The sequence below is a fragment of the uncultured Veillonella sp. genome (assembly GCF_937981445.1).
Taxonomy (GTDB): Bacteria; Bacillota; Negativicutes; order Veillonellales; family Veillonellaceae; genus Veillonella_A.
Window position 1 is genome coordinate 36157 of record NZ_CALJON010000031.1, and the last position, 20949, is coordinate 57105.

A 20949-nucleotide genomic window follows, 5' to 3' on the forward strand; every position below is an offset into this window, starting at 1 on the left:
TATTAAAAATGAGCCGAAAAACAGCCACAACCTGTGTATGGCTGTTTTTTCATTTGCCTTTCTATGGTATAATAAAATGTAAAAATATGTTTAAACCATTTTATAAATCATCAGCAGTCATGGAGGAAATAATGGATCAAAAGGAACTTGTCATTGTAGTGGATTTTGGTGGGCAATATAATCAGCTAATTGCCCGTCGTGTACGTGAAAACCACGTATATTGCGAAGTGTATCCTTACAATAAAGCAGTAGAGAAAATTAAAGAATTACGCCCTATGGGGGTTATTTTTACTGGCGGTCCTAATAGCGTGTATGAAGATAATTCGCCACGCATTGAACAGGAAGTATTTGAACTTGGTACGCCTGTATTAGGTCTTTGTTATGGCATGCAACTTATGGCTCATACCTTGGGTGGTAAAGTTGAGTCCGCTGAAGCTCGTGAATTCGGTAAAACACCGGTAAAAGTAAATACAAGTTCTCCACTTTTCAAAGGTTTAAGTGAAGACGAAATCGTATGGATGAGTCATGTAGACTATGTAGCAGCTGTACCTGAAGGCTTTGAAGTGGTAGGTCATACTGATAATTGCCCAGTAGCGGCTATGCAAAATGTAGAGCGCAAGTTATATGCTATGCAATATCATCCAGAAGTGCTTCACAGTGAACACGGCAAAGAAATGATTCGCAACTTCTTGTTTGAAGTATGTGGTTGTCATGGTGAGTGGACTATGGCTAATTATGCTAAAGTGGCTGTTGAAGAAATCCGTCAGAAAGTAGGCGATGGCAAAGTATTGCTTGCTCTATCTGGCGGGGTAGATAGCTCTGTAGCAGCAGCTCTAATTTCTAAAGCTGTAGGTGAACAATTAACTTGTATCTTCGTTGACCATGGTTTAATGCGTAAAAATGAAGGCGATGAAGTAGAAGCAGCATTTAAAGATTCTGGCATGCATTTCATCCGTGTTGATGCGGCTGACCGTTTCTTAGGTCGTTTAGCAGGTGTGGAAGAACCAGAACAAAAACGTAAAATTATCGGCGAAGAATTCATTCGTGTATTTGAAGATGAAGGCCGTAAAATTGGCGCTGTTGATTTCTTAGCACAGGGCACTATTTACCCAGACGTGATTGAATCTGGTGCTGGTGATGCAGCAGTAATTAAGAGCCATCACAATGTAGGGGGCTTACCTGCTGTAGTTGATTTCAAAGGCCTAATCGAGCCACTTCGCAATCTATTCAAAGATGAAGTTCGTGAACTTGGCATGGAATTAGGACTTGCTGACTATTTAGTATGGCGTCAACCATTCCCAGGTCCAGGTCTTGCTATTCGTGTTATGGGTGAAATCACCCGTGAAAAACTCGATATTCTTCGCGATGCCGATGCAATTTTCCGTGAAGAAATTGCCAATGCAAAATTGGACCGTTCCATTAACCAGTACTTTGCAGTACTTACAAGCACTCGCACCGTAGGCGTTATGGGGGACTTCCGTACCTATGATTACACCTTAGCCCTTCGCGGTGTAACTACTACAGACTTCATGACAGCTGATTGGGCGCGTATTCCTTATGAAATTTTAGATAAAATTTCTGTACGCATCATCAATGAAGTGAAACATATTAACCGCATTATGTATGATATTACATCAAAACCACCAGCTACTATTGAATGGGAATAAGATAAAATAATAAAAAGACCATACATCTTCTTCGTTTCCTGCGTTGCTACGCAACAATGGTCACTACGAAAGATGTATGGTCATTTTTGTATTTAGGGCGGGGCGTGCTCTTTGGGTTGCTGCGAAAATTATCTAGTTTTTTCTGTATGCGAGAGGGTGAGGGAAGAAACCGATTTTAGCTCATTATATGATATAATTAATGTATGAATTGATTGATTAGGATTAAAGCAAATAGTATACGGATGTAACGTTAGTTCAAGGAGTTGCTAATGGTATTACATAATAAATTAGGTTTAGCAAACAGCATGGAACTGCGCCGTGAAGAAGAACGGATTAGTAAACAAAAAGCAAAGATTCTTTTTGAAACGGGTCGTTTATTTTCATTTGAAATAGGGACCTTTAAAGGCTTATCTGATATTCATCAGACTCTTTTTGAAGATATTTACGAATTTGCTGGTAAAATACGGGATGTAAATATTGCGAAAGATGGCTTTCAGTTTGCACCACGCATTTTTTTACAATAGTCACTAGATTATATTGATAAATTACCATATGAAACATTTGATCAAATTATAGATAAGTATTCAGATATGAATGTGGCACATCCTTTTAGAGAGGGGAATGGTCGAGCAACTCGATTATGGCTTGATGCTATGTTGCATTCCCAATTAGGTAAGATTGTAGATTGGAATCAAGTGGATAAAGACGAATATTTACAGGCTATGATTCGTAGCCATGTGTCTACAGGTGAATTGAAATATTTGTTGCAGCAGTCACTTACTGATGATTTAAGCAAAGCCACCTTTTTTAAAGGATTGGATGCTAGTTATTACTATGAAGGCTATATGACATACAAAACTGAAGACCTGTAAATAGAATAAGCCTTCATATACACCTAAATAGCAATACGGCTTAGTGGTATTTTTTATATCACTAAGCCGTATTGCTGTCTTCATGCATGAATGCCTTGATGTTGGTACTCTGGCAATACAGAGAGTGGTGCTAGCGCTAAGGCTGTTTGTCCTCCTACTTGTACTTTGGTAAATAATATATGACCGACAATGGCCCTATCAATTTCGGCGACTAATGATAATTGGGGGTCGAAGGAATGACTTTGACGTAGGGCTACAACTAAATCTTGTTCTTTGCCATCGCTGTGCTCTGCATTTTTGAAAGCGGTTGTAATTAGTTGGTATATTTTTGCGTAATCGTTAGGTGTTTCTTGGCGTATTATCATAAAGTTTTCCTTGTATTAGTGTAATCTATTAGTCATGTTATAATTAGTATAATTGAAATTAGTTTATATGGCTACTTGCGCTCTATGCATTGAGGGATATGGTGAATTGAAAGAGCGTCTTTATAAAGGTAGTATAGATATAGTTAGAAATAGTATAGAAAGAGCATAGAAAGTAGTATAGAGACTTTGTAGATGTTTTTGGAAGGACTTGAGTTTACAGAATGAAGTTACGCGATATAATATTAGCGGCGTCGGTTATTTTAGTTTGGGGCTTTAATTTTGCTGTTATCAAATGGGGCGTTAGTGCAGTGCCACCACTTTTATTAGTAGCGCTAAGGTATTTCTTTGCTGCTTTTCCGGCTATTTTTCTAGTGAAGCGGCCTCAGGTTACATGGCCTTGGCTCTTGGCTTATGGATTAACTGTTGGAGTGGGGCAATTTTCCTGTTTATTTTATGCCATTCATATAGGAATGCCTGCTGGTGTTGCATCGGTGGTATTACAGGCACAAGCTTTTTTCACTATTATATTTACAGCAGTTTTATTTAAGGAGAGAGTCAAGAAACATCAACTTATGGGTCTCGTAGTAGCTGCTATAGGCCTTGTATTCATTAGTGGTGCATTAGGCTTAGATACTGGCACTACGGACTTGGATAGTCGTACCGGTATTCCTGTAGGGGCCTTTTTATTAACGCTACTAGGGGCGGCCTTCTGGGGTTTATCCAATATTGTAGTGCGTAAAATTTCTATCATAGCGGCGGCAGAACAGAAAAAGGTAAATATGTTAGGTCTTGTTGTGTGGTCTAGTTTAATTCCACCTATTCCGATGTTATTGGCTTCGCTGTATCTAGAAGGCAATCAAATAGCACAGCTATCGCTAGCAAGCATTTCAGGGTCAGCAATTTTTTCTGTATTATATTTGGCCTTTTTAGCAACAATCATGGGCTATGGCTTATGGAGTATGTTATTGGCGAAATATTCGGCACATAAGATTGCCCCTCTATCCTTACTAGTGCCAGTAATTGGTTTGCTCACAGCACGATTTGTACTTGGTGAGACCTTGGATATCATTCAGTGGCTAGGCGGTGGCATTATTATTTTGGGCCTATTGATTACAAATAGGGTTAATTTATTTATGAAATAGCCACAAATTTGTTATATATGGGGGATTTTATGAAAATATTATGCAGTGCCTGTTTAATTGGTGAGAACTGTAAATATAATGGTGGCAACAACTATAGTGCTGCATTGGCGGAGTATATTGAGTTTTTGCAGTCGACTGCTGAGGGGGATGGAACATCGGTGGAAATTATACCAGTGTGTCCTGAAGTGTTAGGCGGCTTGCCTACCCCTAGAGTACCTGCAGAGATTGTAAATGGCATTGTTAGGACGGAAACGGGGACTTCTGTGGATAAGGAGTTTCGCTTAGGTGCGGCCAAGGCACTTCATATAGGGCTAGCTGAAAAGGTAGATTTGGCTGTATTACAATCGAGAAGCCCTTCGTGTGGACCTAAGGAAGTGTATGATGGTACTTTTTCTGGCACACTTAAAGCAGGGGCGGGGATATTTGCTCAACAGTTACGCCAAGCAGGCATTCGCACTATAGATATAGAAGATCTCGCTTCTATAAATTTATAAAACTAAATATAAAAAATATATTTAAAACTAGACGTATATAAAACTAGAAATGTATAAAACCAAAAGTGTATAAAGACAGAAGTGTATAAAAAATAAAGCCTCAGTGCATTAGATCTTCATATAGTAAACCTTTCAAGACTATATGAACTTCCCAGGCACTGGGGCTTTTAGATTACTCATATTAAATGTATTTTACATTTAATATGCACTCATTTTAAGGCTAGTATCGTATCAATCCATGCTATGCCGAAATAGGATATGATGCTAAACGCTGCGATAAAGATTAAAAAATACTTAATGATGGCAATCATAATTACGTCAGCCTGAATTCCGCGCCGTAAGGCGTAGGCTGATTCATTGTTTAGCTTATTATTTTTTATATACTCATCTAGTGCAGGTGCTACGGCACCGATAGCGATGGCAATACTTTGAGGAGAGAACATTTTACCGATCCCCGAAGCGCCGGAGTTAATAGCACTTAACCACAAGGGTAATTCCTTTAGGTCTGGCGCTAAGGTTTGGGCCACAGAGAGCTGTAATGGTCCGAATAAGACATTGGCGTTTGTACTTGATCCTGTAGCAAATGATCCTAGAGCTCCTACTAATGGTGTTGCTAGTGGGTAATAGGACCCTGTGATAGCGATTAATGCATTGGCAATATCGTCTGTAAGCCCTGCATAGGTCATGAGCTTGGCCGTTACGACCACGGCGATAATGGTTATATAGGTGAATTTTAAATCATTCATAGTATGTTTTAAAATAACAAGCATTTCTGATGCTTTAGCTTTTTGGATAAAGCCACCTAAGATTGCCGCAATAAAAATCATGGTCCCCGGTGTTGCTAGCCAAGTGAAGGTATAGGGTTTGGCACCATCTCCCATATAAATAGGTACAGTAGTCTTGATAGACGATAAAGGACCATAAATTGGGGGTACTACTTGCGAGGTAAGAATGAGTAATACCATAATTAAAATAAATGGCAGCGCCGCTAGAACTGCATCTTTAGTGGAAATTGTTTGGTGCTGAATACTAACTTCATAGACAGGATTACGAGGTGGGAATCGTTTGGCGCCCCAGATAATGACGGCCATAATGAGCAAGGACGGAATCATGACAGATAATTCAGGGCCTATTAAAGCATTGATGAGCAATTCTGGAATAGCAAGACTAAGACCGGCCAATAAGGTAATAGTAAATACGCCTTTAATCGCTTTAATACCATCGCCAATAATAGCGACTACAAAAAAAGGCGCCGCTAAATTAGGGAGCAGTAATTGTATTGAAATGAAGGTCCCTAATGTGCCTGCATCTAGGGAGGTTAAAGAGGCTAAGGTCGTTACAGGGATTGCTACAGAGCCAAATGTTGTTTGCACAGAGTTGGCAATTAAGCAGACTAAAATGGATTTTAAGGGGTTGAAGCCCAATGCTACCATCATGGCTGCAGGGATTGCTACTGATGTGCCAAAGCCGGCCATCCCTTCCATAAAGGCGCCAAAACCCCATGCTAATAATAAGGCTAGAATTCGCTTGTCTGAGGACACGGAAGATAATAGGAGCTTGATTGTTTCCATGGCCTTTGTATGGACCACTAAATTATAGGTGAAAATAGCGGCTGTAATAACTAGTAAAATAGGCCAAATGGCAAGGGCCACCCCTTCTAATGCACCAGAAAGCATAATAGGGACTGATTTTCCTAAGGGTAGTATAGCTATAATAAAAGTCATAAAGGCAGCCATTGAACAAGCCTTCCACGCAGACATTTTTAGGACTGTTAAGGATAGAACGAGCCAGACTAAAGGAAGTAGAGCATATATAATAGTCATAGTGAATCAGTCCTTATTTAGTAAGTAGGGCGGCCTTTTTTACTGATTCAATATCTTTGGTACCGGCAAGTTGCATAGTAATGCGTAATTCTTCGTTTAAGTGATTCATTACACTGGCAGCACCTTTAGCACCGCCTAGGGCAATACCATAAATAACAGGGCGCGCTAGGGCAACGACATCAGCACCACTAGCAAGGGCTTTAAATACATGAGACCCACGACGTACGCCACTATCAAAGAAGACAGGAACACGTTTATTTACTACATCAGCAATGGAACGCAATACGCTAAATGAAGCAGGACCACCATTTAATTGGCGACCACCATGATTAGAAACCCATACGCCTTTGGCCCCTGCTTGGATAGAGAGCTCTGCATCTTCGGGGGATTGAATACCCTTTACGATGACTGGAACATTTACATAATCTACAACACGTTTAATTTCATCAGGACCGATTTGTTGCATAGCAGCCGCATAAATTTCACTAATGCCTTTGCCTGTACCATTGCTGCTAGAGAATTTTTCTAAATTAGCCATGGATAGAGGGAATTCAAATTTGTTGACTCTGTCTGCTTCGCGATAACCGCCAACAGTAGCATCGCTAGTAATAATAATGGCTTTGATGCCAGCTTTCATAGCTTCGTCTAAAAGGGCATGGTTAAAATCCCAGTCATTGCTCATATATAATTGAAAGAATTGTGGGGCTCCATTTCCTGCGGCGGCAGTATCGGCAATGGTAGTGTTACCGTAGGTGCTTTGGGCCATAATGGTGCCAGCCATAGCCATGCCTTCAGCAGTAGCCATTTCACCACGCACATGTGCTAAACCTTGAGCGGCAGCTGGTGACATCATAATAGGCATTTTCATAGGGATGCCATAAACGCTAGTTTCAGTGTTAGGATTTTTAATGTGAGCTAGGACTCTAGGAATGATTTGTACATCGTCAAAAGATGTGGTATTAGCCTTTAAGGTCCATTCATCTTCAGAACCACCAGAAATATAGCCAAACCCACCTTGAGGAATGCTTTGTTTTGCTAAATTTTCTAAGCTTGGTAAATTTAAAATATCTAATTCTTCTTCTCGTTCTGATTGAAAATAACCATTTGTAATTGCCATTTTGAAAGACTCCTTTTGTACTACTTGTGAAAAATGGTGTGCACACAAAATCTAATTAGATGTATTTGTTTAAATAAACTAACTAGATACAATTAACAAGATATATCTAATCAGATACATCTAACTAGATATATATTAATACAAAAAATAAAAGTTGTCAACACTATGATTACAAAATAAAAAAGACCAATATGTAACTTTTCGGCCATGTAGTTTACAAGGAACTCCTTGTAGTTACTGCGCGTAAATAAGTTCATTTGGTCTTTTTTACTTAGGTTGCTATATAAAAGTTAGTATGTAAATTTATGTAATTTCAATAGGTGAAATTACAAATTTTTAAAGTAATCCTGTAATCAAGTTGATGAAGGCCATACCAAAGTAGGAAATGATGCCATCAGCAACGATAAAGATTAGGAAGTATTTTAAAACAGATACCATGATTACATTGGCTTTAATGCTATCACGGAGTTCATTGGCTTTGCCATCTTCCACTTTATTGCTTTCGATGAACGCATCGAGGGCTGGTGCTACGGCACCGATAGCGATGGCAATACTTTGAGGTGAGAACATTTTACCAATACCAGCGGCACCAGAGTTAATGCCTGCAAGCCAAAGTGGTAATTCTGCAAAACTTGGATTTAAGTCATGAGCAGCGGCTAATTGAAGTGGTCCAAATAATACATTGGCATTTGTACCAGACCCTGTAATGAAGGCCCCTAAAGCACCTACGAGAGGAGCAAATGCTGGATAGAAGGAACCAGTAGCTGCCACGAGTGTACTAGCGATTTCAGACGTTAAGCCTGCATAAGTCATTAACTTAGCGGTTACTACTACAGAAATAATAGTGAGATATGTGAACTTGAGGTTCTTCATTGTTTTGCCAAGCACGCCAAACATTTCGCCAAAGCCTGCTTTTTGCACAGCACCACCGATGAAAGCGGCGATGAAAATCATAATACCAGGTGTGGCAATCCATACGAAGGTATATGGTTTAGCACCTTCGCCAGTATAGATTGGTACAGCAGTTTTAATCGCTGCTAATGGTGCGTTAATAGCTGGTACAAGTTTAGAAGTTAAAATTAATAATACAACGATTAAAAGGAATGGCATAGCCGCAACAAAAGCTTCTTTGCCAGTAATTTTTTGACTTGTTGTTTCTACTTTGTAGTCAGGATCATCAACAGGTAAGAATTTAGCGCCTAGAATAATAACACCCATAATGATAATGGAAGGAACCATTACAGATAATTCAGGACCAGCTGTCATGTTGATAATAAGTTCTGGAATGGCTAAGGCTAAACCAGCTAATAAAGTGATGGTAAATACACCTTTAAGCGCTTTAAAACCGCCGCCAATAATCCCCACAACGAAGAACGGAGCTACAATATTTAAGATAAATAATTGTGCAGAAATAAAAGTACCAAGATGGATTGGGTCAAGGCCTGTTAAGGACGCTAAGGTAGTTGTTGGAATCGCAATGGAACCAAAGGTAGTTGGTACAGAGTTAGCTACTAAACAAGCAAGAATAGATTTTAATGGGTTAAAGCCTACTGCCACCATCATAGCTGCTGGGATGGCTACGGCAGTACCAAAGCCTGCCATACCTTCCATGAAGGCACCAAAGCCCCAAGCAAGGAGTAAAGCAAGGATACGCATATCAGAAGTAACAGAAGATAGCAAAGTTTTAATCGTATCCATCGCTTTTGTATGAACTACTAGATTGTAAGTAAAAATAGCAGCCGTAATAACTAATAAGATTGGCCAAATAGCGAGCGCCACGCCTTCAAGAGCGCCAGAGAACATTACGCTTGGTGACTTTTCAAAGTGCCAAATAGCGATAATGTAGGTACCGATGGCTGCGATACCACAAGCCTTCCAGGCCGGAACTTTAAGAATGGCCAAGGCTACGATGAGCCACAAGAGTGGCAACAAGGCGAATAATGTTGTAATCATGAGATCATCCTTTCAAAATAAAACGCTTTAGTAACTTTACCAGCATGCACGTGGACTACTTAGTTAAATAGTAAGATTGGAGAATTTATTTAAGTTACGTACAAGAGATTGACGCACTATTTTACGTACTGGTTTACGCACAATTCTACATTACTGAATGACAGTAGCCCCCTTTCCTGCATTTATGACGAGATTCTTATAGTGGGCATGAGCACAGGCCCGGTTGGTACATTGATTAGGGACAAATATTCATCTACTTTTGAATAGGGGAGAATAAATATCCTTTTCCTTCTCATAAGTTTACAGTATACTTTACAAAATATAGCTTCGTGAAAGTTTACCCAACTGGTATTATTACCATTCTAGATATCTCTTATTCAATAGTATCATAAATATGTTAAATGTCTAGTCTTAAATATCGATTATTTTGAATTTTACTCAGGTATTTATAACTTAATTGAATAACTAGAAGAATTATAAATGCCATAAATTGCCGTAAATAGGGGATTTATAATACTTTGTCTATAATGATAATCAATTAAAATCTAAGGAAAATTCAATCACTTAAGCTTTTCGTATATAAAATTTGAATTCTACCATGTAGAGTTATGTATGCATCAAAATCATTTGAGTGCGGAGGAAATATATTGATATTCGCTTAATGCATGAGTATGCATGGGGCGAAGTCAGTCCCTAATATACAAATTTGAAAAACTAAGGCATAAAGTTACGTTTTATCTATGCGTTGAGGGAAGGTTATACAACGGCTATATTTTTATAAAGTTAAAACTACTTAATTGCTCGTATTAGGTCCCACTTTTGTAGTTTTACTTTCTTATAAAATATATATGTAGTGTGATATAATAAAAAGTAAGTTTTAATGCAAAAGAAAAAGGAGTAAATATATATGAAATTCACTAAAATGCATGGTTTAGGCAATGATTTCGTCGTATTTGTGGACGAACAGGGCGCCGAAAAAGATTTTACCAACCTTGCCATTCGTTTATGTGACCGCCATACGGGGATTGGGGCCGATGGCATCATGGTAGTTGTACCGTCAACTATAGCTGATACGCGGATGCGCATTATTAATGCTGATGGCAGCGAAGCAGAAATGTGTGGTAATGGCATTCGGTGTTTTGCTAAATATGTGTATGAGCGAGGCATTATCACTAAGGATACATTTGCAATTGAAACCTTAGCTGGGATTATGAAGCCGACGCTTACTATTGAACAAGGTAAGGTATCACTTGTCACTGTTGATATGGGAAAACCAGTTTTTGAAGCACGCCAAATTCCTATGGAATCGGAGGCTGCTATTGTAAAGAACTTCCCTGTTGCTGTGGAGAATGAGACTTATGAGGTGAGTTCTGTTCTTATGGGGGTACCTCATACAGAAGTCTTCGTTCCAGATGTGACAGCAGTGCCATTAACAACATTAGGCCCTAAATTGGAGAAGCACGAATTGTTCCCTCGTGGTACTAATGTGAACTTTGTGGAAGTAGTAAATGATAAGCATATTAAGGTGCGTACGTGGGAGCGAGGCGCCGGTGCTACATTAGCTTGTGGTACAGGTTGCTGTGCGAGCGTTATTATGGCGTATGAAAATGGCTTGACTGGACGTGAAGTAGATGTAGACGTATATCTTGGCACGTTGCATATTCGCTATGAAGATGATGGCACAGTGTTTATGACGGGACCAGCTACTGAAGTGTTTGAAACAGAGTTAAGTTTATAGAGCTAAGTTTATGAAATCTTAGTAATTCAGCAATCAATGGATACATGGGGACTCGATGGTGTGGAGGTAAAATATGACACAGGAAAAACTCGTAGGAATTTCAGGCGCTCGTGGCGTTGGTGCAGGTACTGTATATGTATACAAACAGGAGGCCATTGTAGTTAATAAAACTACGATTGAAGCGTCCGAAGTAGATAGTGAAGTAGCAGCTCTAGAGCGTGCTGTTGAGACTACGGTAACTCAATTGCAAGCTATCAAAGAACGCGCCCGTGAAACTATGGGCGATGCAGAAGCCGCTATTTTCGAAGCTCACACATTAATAGTACAAGATCCATCGCTTAGCGAGGGGATAAAAACATTAATTACTAGCGCCCATGTATCCGCGGCAGCGGCGACGGAACAGCAGATTAATACATTTGCGGATATGTTCTTGGCTATGGATGATCCATATATGAGAGAGCGCGGTGCAGATATTAAAGATATTGGCGATCGCTTACTTCGTAATTTGCTAGGCATGAGTCCAAGAGGTTTGGCTCATTTAACTGGGGAAGTAATTTTAGTGGCCGATGATTTAACGCCGTCAGATACAGCCTCTCTTGATAAAAATGTAGTGCAAGGTCTTGTTACTTCAAGTGGTGGCCCTACAAGTCATGCTGCTATTATGGCCCGTACATTAGAGATTCCTGCTGTAATGGGTGTGGGGCCTATCGATGGTTTGGTAAATGGCACTAAAGCGGTTGTACGCGGTACAGAAGGGGAAGTATTGCTAGCGCCTTCAGAGGCTGAGTTTGAAGCCTATGCTGCGGAAGCAAAAGCCTATCGTGAGCATTTACAAGAGTTGAAACAATCGGCCGAACTTCCCTCTGAAACAAAGGATGGAAAAAAAGTCCTTCTCTTTGGCAATGTGGGCAAGGCTCAAGATGCTAGTCATGCATGCCATTTAGGGGCTGAAGGGATTGGTTTGTTTAGAACTGAATTCTTGTACATGAAAAATGACGCTCTTCCTACAGAGGACGAACAGTTTGAAGTGTATAAAAAAGTGGCTGAACGATTACATGGCAATCCTGTTATTATTCGCACCATGGATATTGGTGGCGATAAAGAGTTGAAATGCCTTCAATTACCTAAGGAGTTGAATCCATTCTTGGGGTATCGAGCCATTCGTATTAGTTTAGATCGGACCGATATTTTTAAAACCCAATTACGGGCCATCCTTCGCGCCAGTGCCTTTGGTGGGGTACAAATTATGTATCCTATGATTGCTTCTATTGAAGAAGTAAAGGCGGCGAATGCTGTATTAGAGCAGGCAAAAGAGGAACTTCGGGCTGAAGGCATTGCCTTTAATGAAGATATTGAAGTAGGGATTATGGTGGAAATTCCATCGGTTGCTGTATCAGCTGATTTATTTGCTCCTCATGTAGACTTCTTTAGTATTGGTACGAATGACTTATGTCAATATACATTAGCAGTGGATCGAATGAATGAAAAAATTGGTAATTTATACCAGCCACTTCATCCATCAGTATTGCGCTTAATAAAAAATACGATTGAAGCCAGTCATAATGTAAAACATATTACCGGTATGTGTGGTGAAATGGCGGGCGACCCATTGGCTACGATGATTTTAATTGGCCTTGGTTTGGATGAGTTTAGTATGAGTGCCTCCTCAATTCCAGTGATTAAGGAAATTGTTCGCCATGTTACAGTTGCAGAATGTGAAGAGGTGGCTAACAATGCCTTGACTATGAGTACTGCTAAGGAGATTTCTGATTATGCGCGGTCTGTATTAGAGGCCAAAGGCATTAATTTATAATTATTAAAGCTATGAGAGTATACTTAAGTGGTATATTCACTTCAAAGAGGTTTGAAAAATATAGGCTACACGGCGCTTAGGCACTTGGTGTAGATATATTTTGAAATGTATTTATTATTTATATGATATAGGTTTAACCTTTGCTTTGAAAAAACTATTATTGCCAAAAAGTAGTTACCTATACTAAAATAAACAGTATATTATGAATATACAAATATTCTTATAATGTGGAAGGATGGAATGACTCATGACAGAACAAAAGGTTATTATTACTAACGAATCCGGCTTACATGCTCGTCCAGCGACTTTATTTACACAATTAGCAGCTAAATTTGCTTCTAAAATTACTGTTTCCATCGGCGAAAAGAAAGCTGATGCTAAATCTATTTTAACTGTTCTTACTTTAGGTGCTACTAAAGGTGCAGAAGTACTTATTTCTGCAGAAGGTGCTGATGAAGCAGACGCTGTAGCAGCCTTGGCAGAATTTTTGACGACGCACAAAGACTAGGCTCGCCTTTAGGGTCTCTTTGTGCAGCTGGTACTAAATCTCTAGACATGATGTTGTGTAATACACTTCTCTCGACTCCCAGGTTAGACAAGCTAAATGGTCGTCTATGAGAAGTGTATTACACAACTAGTTTGAGGTATTAGCCGTATCCAGCTAGCACAAGAGAGAAAAGGCTCGTATGGTTAAATAGCCATCTGCGAGAAGTTTATGAGTATTCACCTTATATCAGATTTACTCTACTAGCCGTACCCAGCTAGCACAAGAGAGAAAAGGCTCGTTGGGAATGTTAAATTATATATAGATACTGCCACCGGGTAGTTTGCTAAAAGCATTTTATGTATATCATTAGGTCTTAGAAGATATACGTGAAATGCTTTTTTATAAATGGTGTAAAATAAGAATAGGTTTTGTATTAAGGAGGAATGGTTTATGCGTCGTCAAGATCGTCAGGTTACTGATAAGAAGGAGATTGTTGAATTAATTAACCGTGCAAGAGCAATTCGTTTGGGTTTGCGTGATGGCGATAGAATTTATATTGTGCCTTTGCATTTTGCTTATGAAGAGGTTGATGGTAAGGATGTGTTCTATTGTCATGGGGCACCAGTGGGGCGTAAGTTAGATTTAGTTAAAGCCACTGGCTATGCAGCATATGAGCTCGATGGAGGACAGCGATTGTTGCCAGCAGATATTGCTTGTGATTACTCATCTACGTTTTTTAGTGTTATTGGCGAAGCGGATGCGAGCATAGTAGAAGATATGGCAGAAAAAGAGCATGCTTTGAACTTAATCATGGGTCATTATACAAATAAATATGAATGGGATTATGAACCAGCTATGTTAAAAGGTGTGGCTGTGATAAAGTTGGTAAGTACTGAGTTGAGCTGTAAAGCTAAGCTTTCGGAGTAGTTTTTACAGTATTAAAAAGAGTATAAAAAGCTATACAGATAAATATAGCTATACACAGCTATACAGATATATAAAGATATAAAATATATACAGATATATAAAGATTTTTATAGCTTTATACATTGTAAAGGCGTCTATAGGGCAAATAAAAAAAGTCTCACCCTGAAACCGTTATGTTAGACCTTAAAAGAAAGATGGAGTACATTTAACTTTAAAGGATAACTTACTAACCGGTTAAAAGGTGAGGCTTTTATTTTTTATAATATGTTAGCTACTGTGAGGTAGTTTTTCGTAAGGCTGGGACCTGATGTCATAGACTTAAGCAGTATATTTATGCCTTATAATCAATGTGAAGGCCTTTTAGTAAGGCTTGTTCAGAATGTTCCATATGAAGTCTAGCAATATCTCTTGCTTGGGCTGCATTGCGCTCTGCAATGGCCTCGACTAGCAAACGATGCTCTTCCCAGGTTTTTACGAGTCGCCCTGGCTGGTTCATGGACATAGTGCGGAAGCGCAAGGTTTGCTCCCGTAGATTATGGATGATTTCCACTAAGCGTTCATTCCGGGAGGCTTTGTAAAGTACTTCATGAAAATTGATGTCCGCTTCAACGATTTTATCCATATTTTTTTCTTCCATATAGGTACCAATTTCTACAAGCATGCGTTCTAAATATTCGATTTCGTCTGTTGTAATGCGTTCTGCCGCTAAAGCTGCAGCTAATTCTTCTAAGGCTGAGCGAATTTCAAATACTTGTGCAATATCTTTTAGGGAAATATCTGCTACATAAGTGCCTCTATGAGGAATCATAACAACAAAACCTTCTAGCTCGAGTTTTCTAATAGCTTCACGTACTGGCGTGCGACTTACGCCTAACTCTTCGGCGAGGGGGATTTCCATGAGGCGTTCGCCTGGTTTAAACACGCCATCACGAATGGCTTGGCGCAATGATTCACAGACAACCTCGCGCAATGGTTTATACGAGGTAAGTGAGATGGGTTGTAAACGGCCTAAATCTTTTGACATTATTTTAAAGCCTCCTTGCCATGAGTTTTGGTGATTAATGAGAGCCAAGTATGGCCTGCTTTTTTGATTTCGTCTTGTAATGTAAGAGCTTCTCGAGCTGTTGGTAAATACACAACCATAGTAGGACCGCTACCGGTCATGATAGTGGTATAACCGCGTTTAATGAAGAAGTCCTTACATTCTTGGAGTTCTGGATGCAGTGGGAATAGAAGTTCTTCAAAGGTATTGCCACTTAGTTCCATAGCTTCGCGAATGCGATGCTCTTTTACGGCTTCCACCACTTGAACTATAGTATGGCTAGTGATGTTAGACTTGCCTTCAAAACGCCCATACGCAGCGGCTGTTGAAACGGAGAGCTCTGGTTTTACTATGAGGAGCCAATGGGGGTCGCCAGTTGGCAACGTTTCTAAAATTTCACCGCGCCCTGTACCGCGAGCAGTGCCGCCTTTCATAAGGAATGGTACATCGGAACCTAGTTCATTGGCTAGATTCATGAGCTCTTCTTCGGTGAGCTGCAAGTCCCAAAATTTATTGAGCCCTAATAGCATGGCTGCTGCATCGGAGCTACCACCACCAAGTCCAGCGGCAGGAGGCACTCGCTTCATAAGATGAATGGCGCCACCTTGCGTAGAGCCGGTGTATTTTTGTACTAAGCGCAAGGCCTTCATGGCTAAATTGGATTCGTCATAGGGAATCATATTCTGCATATAAGGTGGTAGATCTGGTGCCATGCCTGAGAATACAACAGAATGATGCTTGGCAAAATAGATGGAATCACCGAGGTAGATAGATTGAAATACAGTGTCAATATTGTGGTATCCATCCTCTCGCTTGTCTAGTATGGCGAGACCAATGTTGATTTTACTGAAACTTAATTGCTCCATTATGAAATCTCCTTTATAAATGAGGAAAAAGGTTTTATTTACTAGCTTTTACAGTTGAAATTATATAGAGCTTAGGTTAAGATGAACGTATATGATATGTACACAAATTGTGTACAAAATATGTAATCGACCTAAGCAGTGTATATTGTATACGTATTAGATTTAGCTATTTAAAATTATAAGCTATTGGAAGAGAAATTTCAATTTTAGGAGGGCCTATCCATGAAGTGGAAGAAAACAATTAATGCCTTAATAATGACGACCTTGGGGTCGATTATTTTTGCCATAGGCATTGATGCGTTTATTGTGCCTCATAAACTCGTAAGTGGTAGCCTTAGTGGTGTTGCCTTAATGCTCTATTATTTAACAGGGATTCAAGTAGGTACTTTAAATTTGATTTTGAATATTCCAATTTTATATGCCGCTTACCGCTGGTTGGGGCGTTGGCATGTGGGGATTACAATTTTTGGAACCCTAGTCATTTCTTTTTGTATTAATGCTTTGGCCTTCATGGAGACCTATAATTTAACGACAGACCCTATTATTGGATCTTTGTTAGGTGGTATTTTTTGTGGCCTTGGTTTAGGCATTGTATATCGTGCTGGTGGTAATACTGGCGGGCTTGATCCGATTGCCTTAATTATTAGAAAATACTATGGACTTCAAATGGGGAGCATAATTTTTGGCATTAATGTACTCATTTTATTCGCTGCGGCTATCGTAGTGAGTGTGGAATCAGCGGCGGTAACCCTTATTAGTATATATGCCATGGGCATGGTAACTAATAAAGTAGTAGTAGGTTTTAGTCAGCGCAAAGCAGCGTTTATAATCTCTTGTAAGCCCAATGAAATATGCGAACTCATTATTCATAATATGGGCCGAGGCGCTACTATTTTGCATGGTGAAGGGGCGTATACACACCAATCACGGCAGATTGTCATGGTCGTGGTGGGGCTTATGCAGATTGCCAAATTAAAAGATTATGTAGAAAAAGAAGATCCCAATGCCTTTATGATTATTACTGATGCCGCAGAGGTGATTGGACAGGGCTTTACCATGCCTGTAACACCTAATGTAAGGCCTGAAGTGGTGCAGAGCATTATGGCTAAAGCAGATGCTGCTGAGGTAGATCGAAGCAAGGGCACAGTGGTGAGCGATACAGCTGCTCATGATACAGTGGTTAATGTTAAAGTGATTGATACTAAAAAAGATAGACATAAGGGGAGGGATTAGGAAGCATCAAGTGTTAGCGTAGTACGTAGTTAGTTGCTGGAGCTGAGGAGAGAGCCGAACAACTTGAGTTGCTGTATGAGAGCCAATTAAAGGAGGCCCTATGACTTTACGGTGGACTGCAGAAGAATGGAAACGTACGATAATTTCGTTGATTAAAGTAACATTGGGAACAATTTTGTTCTCCATAGGCATTGATGCTTTTTTAGTGCCTCATAAACTAGTTAGTGGCGGTATTAGTGGTGTAGCATTAATTCAATACTATATAACGGGAATTCCTATCGGGGTTATGAACTTAATCTTGAACATTCCAATTGTATATGCTGCGTACCGCTGGTTAGGTCGCTGGCATGTGTTTATGACCTTATTTGGAACCGTTGTGTCGTCCTATTTTATAGACCAATTACACTTTTTATCTCTATATCATTTGACGAGTGACCCTGTAGTAGGCTCCATTTTAGGTGGTATTTTTAGTGGTATTGGACTTGGTGTAGTGTATCGTGCCGGTGGTAATACTGGTGGGTTAGATCCTATTGCTCTGATTATCCGCAAGTATTATGGCATGCAAATTGGCAGCGTACTATTAGCCATTAATATGATGATTTTAGTCGTTGCTGCCTTTGTTATTAGTATGGATTCGGCTGCTATTACATTGATTAGTAGCTACATTTCCGCATTTTTAACTAATAAAGTAATTGTAGGCTTTTCGCAGCGCAAAGCTATCTTTATTGTATCGCGCAAGTCTGATACAATTTGTAATGTTATTTTGCATAAAATTGGTCGTGGTGCTACTATTTTAAATGGTGAAGGTGCCTATACGCATCAGCATAAGCAGGTGATTTTGGTTGTTGTTGGGCTTATGCAAGTGAGCAAATTAAAAGAAGCCATTCAAAGAGAAGATCCCACAGCCTTTTTGATGATCACTGATGTTGCTGAAGTGATAGGTCAAGGGTTTACATTTAAGAGTGAAAAGAAATTGTCTGAGCAAGCTCAAGAAGCTTGTAGGCAAGCTGATTTAGCAAGTAGAAGTCTCTCTGAAGGAAGGGGCGAGGCTGCTTGTAAAGGAAGCGTTGCAGCTGCTAGTAAAATAAGCGTTGAAGCGGTAGGTAAAGGATTGATAAAACCAGCATCTAATTTGGAAGCTACTGTGTATGCAATGAGTCCAAGCCGCACAGCGCGAATCAGACGAAGACGATTACATGAGGCCAATCAGAATAGAGTGTAAGCATATTGTTTAAGATAGAGTATAAACGTATTGTTTAAGATAGCGTATAAGCGTATTGTGTAAGATGGAGTGTAAGCATTGAAACTAGTATGGGCGTAAGGATAGAGGGGAAGGAAAAAGCTCAAGAATAAATAGTATGGTATAGAGTAATACGATGGATTATGAATATGAGGAAGAAGCTAGATCGCAAGCATAGCGCTGAGAATGAGGAGGATTGTTGATGATTAGTGAGTTAGCGGGTAAGAAAGTAAGACCAGAGGACTGCATTCGAGTGGCCACAATAACGGAAGCCTATTATAATTTAGTGCCACGTCATGAGGAGAAAGGTGAACGCATTTCCTTTGGTACTTCGGGACATAGAGGCAAATCTTTGGAGCGGAGTTTTAATGAACTTCATGTGGCCGCGATTACGCAAGCTATTTGTGATGGACGGAATGCGTTCGGCGCTACAGGTGTTTGCTTTGTGGGACATGATACGCATGCCCTTTCTACGCCGGCGTTGGAAACAGTATTAGAAGTGCTAGCTGGTAATGGTGTAGTGGCAGCCGTTGATGAAGGCGGCGATTTTGTGCCTACACCAAGTGTGTCGCGAGCGATTATCCGTTATAATCAAATTATTAATGAAACCTTAAAGCAAGCGGTTGCTCAGAAGAAAGTATTTACAAGTGGCTCTTGTGGCGGAGCTGAAGAAATTGAACAGGAAATTAAGGGTGTGGAGCAGCGCGGAAAAGGGCATAATCAACATGTTGCTACTAAGGGATACGCTGATGGTATCGTGATTACGCCTTCTCATAATCCGCCAGACCAAGGTGGTATAAAGTATAATCCTATCAATGGTGGCCCTGCTGATACGAATGTAACGAAGTGGATTGAAGCTCGAGCTAATGAATATATTGCTAAGCAAGGTGAAGGGATTAAGCGAATCGCAAAATCTCAGATTGACCCTCATTTACGCTGGGCTTATGACTTTAAAGGCCAGTATGTGAAGGAGTTAGAAGGGGTTATTAATTTTGAAGCTATAAAAAAGGCTAATCTTAAAGTGCTTGTTAATGCGTTAGGCGGTAGCGGTGCTAATTATTGGAAAGCTATTAGTGAACGCTATGATTTAGGCTTAACTATTATTAATAGTGAATACGACCCTACTTTTAGTTTTATGACTTATGACCATGATGGGGCTATTCGCATGGACTGCTCATCGGCTTATGCTATGGCCGATGTTATTGCGCAAATTGGCTCCTATGATGTAGCGGTAGGTAATGATCCAGATTATGACCGCTATGGTATAGTGACAGCGGAAGGCTTGATTCCACCAAATCATTTCCTAACTGTAGCAGGGGCGTACTTGTTTAAAACAAGACCTTGGGCTGGCAAGGGATTTGGCAAAACAGCAGTAGTGACTAATTTAGTTGATCGATATTGTAAGGATCAAGGGATTCCCGTTTATGAAGTGCCTGTAGGGTTTAAATATTTCTCATCCTTATTATTTGATGAAACCATTGGTATTGGTGGCGAAGAAAGTGCAGGCGCCTCTTTCTTGATGAAGGACGGCCATGTGTGGACTACGGATAAGGATGGCATGGTGATGGCTTTGTTGGCGTTAGAAATTTTTGCCACCACTGGGAAGAGTCCTGTGGCTCATTATGAGGAGCTAGTTAAAACATATGGCGCCCCTGTGTTCAAACGCTTTGATGCGGCTTGTTCAAAGGAAAGTAAGGAAAAATTAAGTGCTTTACAAGCTTCTGATGTAAAAGCGACCATGCTTTCTGGTGAACCTATTGAGTCGATTCGTACTACTTCGCTGTACAAAGACTATGCTATCGGTGGAGTTCGCATTGGTACGGAATCAGGATTTTTAGTGGCTAGACCATCAGGTACAGAGGATTTATATAAAATTTATGCAGAAAGCTTCAAAGGGGAAACCGCTGTAGATGAACTGCTCGTAGAGGGGCAAAAGATAGTGGATGAAGCGATTGGATAGTGTAGTAGGATGGGTAGTTAAAAGAGGATAACTATCTTAGGCGACGCGTAAAAACGCTATACAGTAAGGCCTTAAAAATGCTATAATATTTTATTATTTAAGAACCTTTAAATTCTGTGGTTATAAATGAAGGACCACTGTTTTGAGAGGTAGCCATGCCAGATGACTTAGCTGGTGCAAACCTGTGGAGTTATTGCTAGGTATAGAGAG

16 protein-coding genes and 1 pseudogene are annotated in these 20949 nt (G+C 39.9%); 11 read left to right on the forward strand and 6 right to left on the reverse strand.

Features of this window, described 5'->3' with window-relative positions:
- Nucleotides 1-131: 131 nt before the first annotated feature.
- Together guaA and fic are read left to right on the forward strand one after the other, a co-directional pair.
- On the forward strand, nt 132-1667 hold the full coding sequence (guaA, locus tag Q0376_RS04960) for a glutamine-hydrolyzing GMP synthase (RefSeq protein WP_298704797.1): 1536 nt from the start codon (nt 132-134) through the stop codon (nt 1665-1667).
- Nucleotides 1668-1936: 269 nt separating this feature from the next.
- Nucleotides 1937-2539: pseudogene (fic, locus tag Q0376_RS04965) on the forward strand (protein adenylyltransferase Fic).
- Between the two features lie 80 nt (nt 2540-2619).
- On the opposite strand, the gene Q0376_RS04970 reads toward fic, so the two are convergent.
- Nucleotides 2620-2904 (reverse strand): GNAT family N-acetyltransferase, encoded by a 285-nt coding sequence (locus Q0376_RS04970; protein ID WP_298704800.1) that lies wholly within the window; start codon nt 2902-2904, stop codon nt 2620-2622.
- A 221-nt stretch (nt 2905-3125) separates the two neighbouring features.
- On the opposite strand from Q0376_RS04970, the gene Q0376_RS04975 reads away from it, so the two are divergent.
- Together Q0376_RS04975 and Q0376_RS04980 are read left to right on the forward strand one after the other, a co-directional pair.
- Entirely contained in the window at nt 3126-4046 is a 921-nt protein-coding gene (locus Q0376_RS04975) for an EamA family transporter (protein ID WP_298704802.1), read from the forward strand.
- 29 nt (nt 4047-4075) lie between these two features.
- Nucleotides 4076-4540, forward strand: a complete 465-nt coding sequence (locus Q0376_RS04980; RefSeq protein ID WP_298704804.1) for a DUF523 domain-containing protein — start codon at nt 4076-4078, stop codon at nt 4538-4540.
- A 209-nt stretch (nt 4541-4749) separates the two neighbouring features.
- Here Q0376_RS04980 and Q0376_RS04985 read toward each other — a convergent pair whose 3' ends face one another.
- From Q0376_RS04985 to Q0376_RS04995, 3 genes are all read right to left on the reverse strand, one after another.
- Nucleotides 4750-6363, reverse strand: a complete 1614-nt coding sequence (locus tag Q0376_RS04985) for an L-lactate permease (RefSeq protein ID WP_298704806.1) — start codon at nt 6361-6363, stop codon at nt 4750-4752.
- 13 nt (nt 6364-6376) lie between these two features.
- On the reverse strand, nt 6377-7480 hold the full coding sequence (locus Q0376_RS04990; protein ID WP_298704808.1) for a lactate oxidase: 1104 nt from the start codon (nt 7478-7480) through the stop codon (nt 6377-6379).
- Nucleotides 7481-7816: 336 nt separating this feature from the next.
- A complete protein-coding gene (locus Q0376_RS04995) occupies nt 7817-9433 on the reverse strand; it encodes an L-lactate permease (protein WP_298704811.1) in 1617 nt (538 codons plus the stop codon).
- Nucleotides 9434-10340: 907 nt separating this feature from the next.
- Here Q0376_RS04995 and dapF point away from each other — a divergent pair.
- The 4 genes from dapF (at nt 10341) to Q0376_RS05015 (ending at nt 14398) form a co-directional block, all read left to right on the forward strand.
- On the forward strand, nt 10341-11171 hold the full coding sequence (dapF, locus tag Q0376_RS05000; protein ID WP_298704813.1) for a diaminopimelate epimerase: 831 nt from the start codon (nt 10341-10343) through the stop codon (nt 11169-11171).
- Nucleotides 11172-11244: 73 nt separating this feature from the next.
- A complete protein-coding gene (gene ptsP, locus Q0376_RS05005; RefSeq protein WP_298704815.1) occupies nt 11245-12984 on the forward strand; it encodes a phosphoenolpyruvate--protein phosphotransferase in 1740 nt (579 codons plus the stop codon).
- A 247-nt stretch (nt 12985-13231) separates the two neighbouring features.
- Complete coding sequence (locus Q0376_RS05010) at nt 13232-13492, forward strand: HPr family phosphocarrier protein (RefSeq protein ID WP_298704817.1); 261 nt, start codon at nt 13232-13234, stop codon at nt 13490-13492.
- Between the two features lie 429 nt (nt 13493-13921).
- Complete coding sequence (locus tag Q0376_RS05015; RefSeq protein WP_298704819.1) at nt 13922-14398, forward strand: pyridoxamine 5'-phosphate oxidase family protein; 477 nt, start codon at nt 13922-13924, stop codon at nt 14396-14398.
- Between the two features lie 331 nt (nt 14399-14729).
- On the opposite strand, the gene Q0376_RS05020 is transcribed toward Q0376_RS05015, so the two are convergent.
- Both Q0376_RS05020 and ispE read right to left on the reverse strand, forming a co-directional pair.
- Nucleotides 14730-15422, reverse strand: coding sequence for a GntR family transcriptional regulator (locus Q0376_RS05020; RefSeq protein WP_298704821.1), 693 nt, complete (start codon nt 15420-15422; stop codon nt 14730-14732).
- Nucleotides 15422-16306 (reverse strand): 4-(cytidine 5'-diphospho)-2-C-methyl-D-erythritol kinase, encoded by an 885-nt coding sequence (gene ispE, locus Q0376_RS05025; RefSeq protein ID WP_298704823.1) that lies wholly within the window; start codon nt 16304-16306, stop codon nt 15422-15424. Before ispE ends, Q0376_RS05020 begins: the two co-directional genes overlap by 1 nt.
- 222 nt (nt 16307-16528) lie before the next feature.
- On the opposite strand from ispE, the gene Q0376_RS05030 reads away from it, so the two are divergent.
- The 3 genes from Q0376_RS05030 (at nt 16529) to Q0376_RS05040 (ending at nt 20739) form a co-directional block, all read left to right on the forward strand.
- Nucleotides 16529-17539 carry a YitT family protein gene (locus tag Q0376_RS05030; protein ID WP_298704826.1) on the forward strand — a complete coding sequence of 337 codons (1011 nt, stop codon included), beginning with the start codon at nt 16529-16531 and terminating at the stop codon, nt 17537-17539.
- A gap of 100 nt (nt 17540-17639) precedes the next feature.
- Complete coding sequence (locus tag Q0376_RS05035) at nt 17640-18761, forward strand: YitT family protein (protein ID WP_298704828.1); 1122 nt, start codon at nt 17640-17642, stop codon at nt 18759-18761.
- Between the two features lie 220 nt (nt 18762-18981).
- Complete coding sequence (locus Q0376_RS05040) at nt 18982-20739, forward strand: phosphoglucomutase (protein ID WP_298704830.1); 1758 nt, start codon at nt 18982-18984, stop codon at nt 20737-20739.
- The last annotated feature ends 210 nt before the right edge of the window (nt 20740-20949 follow it).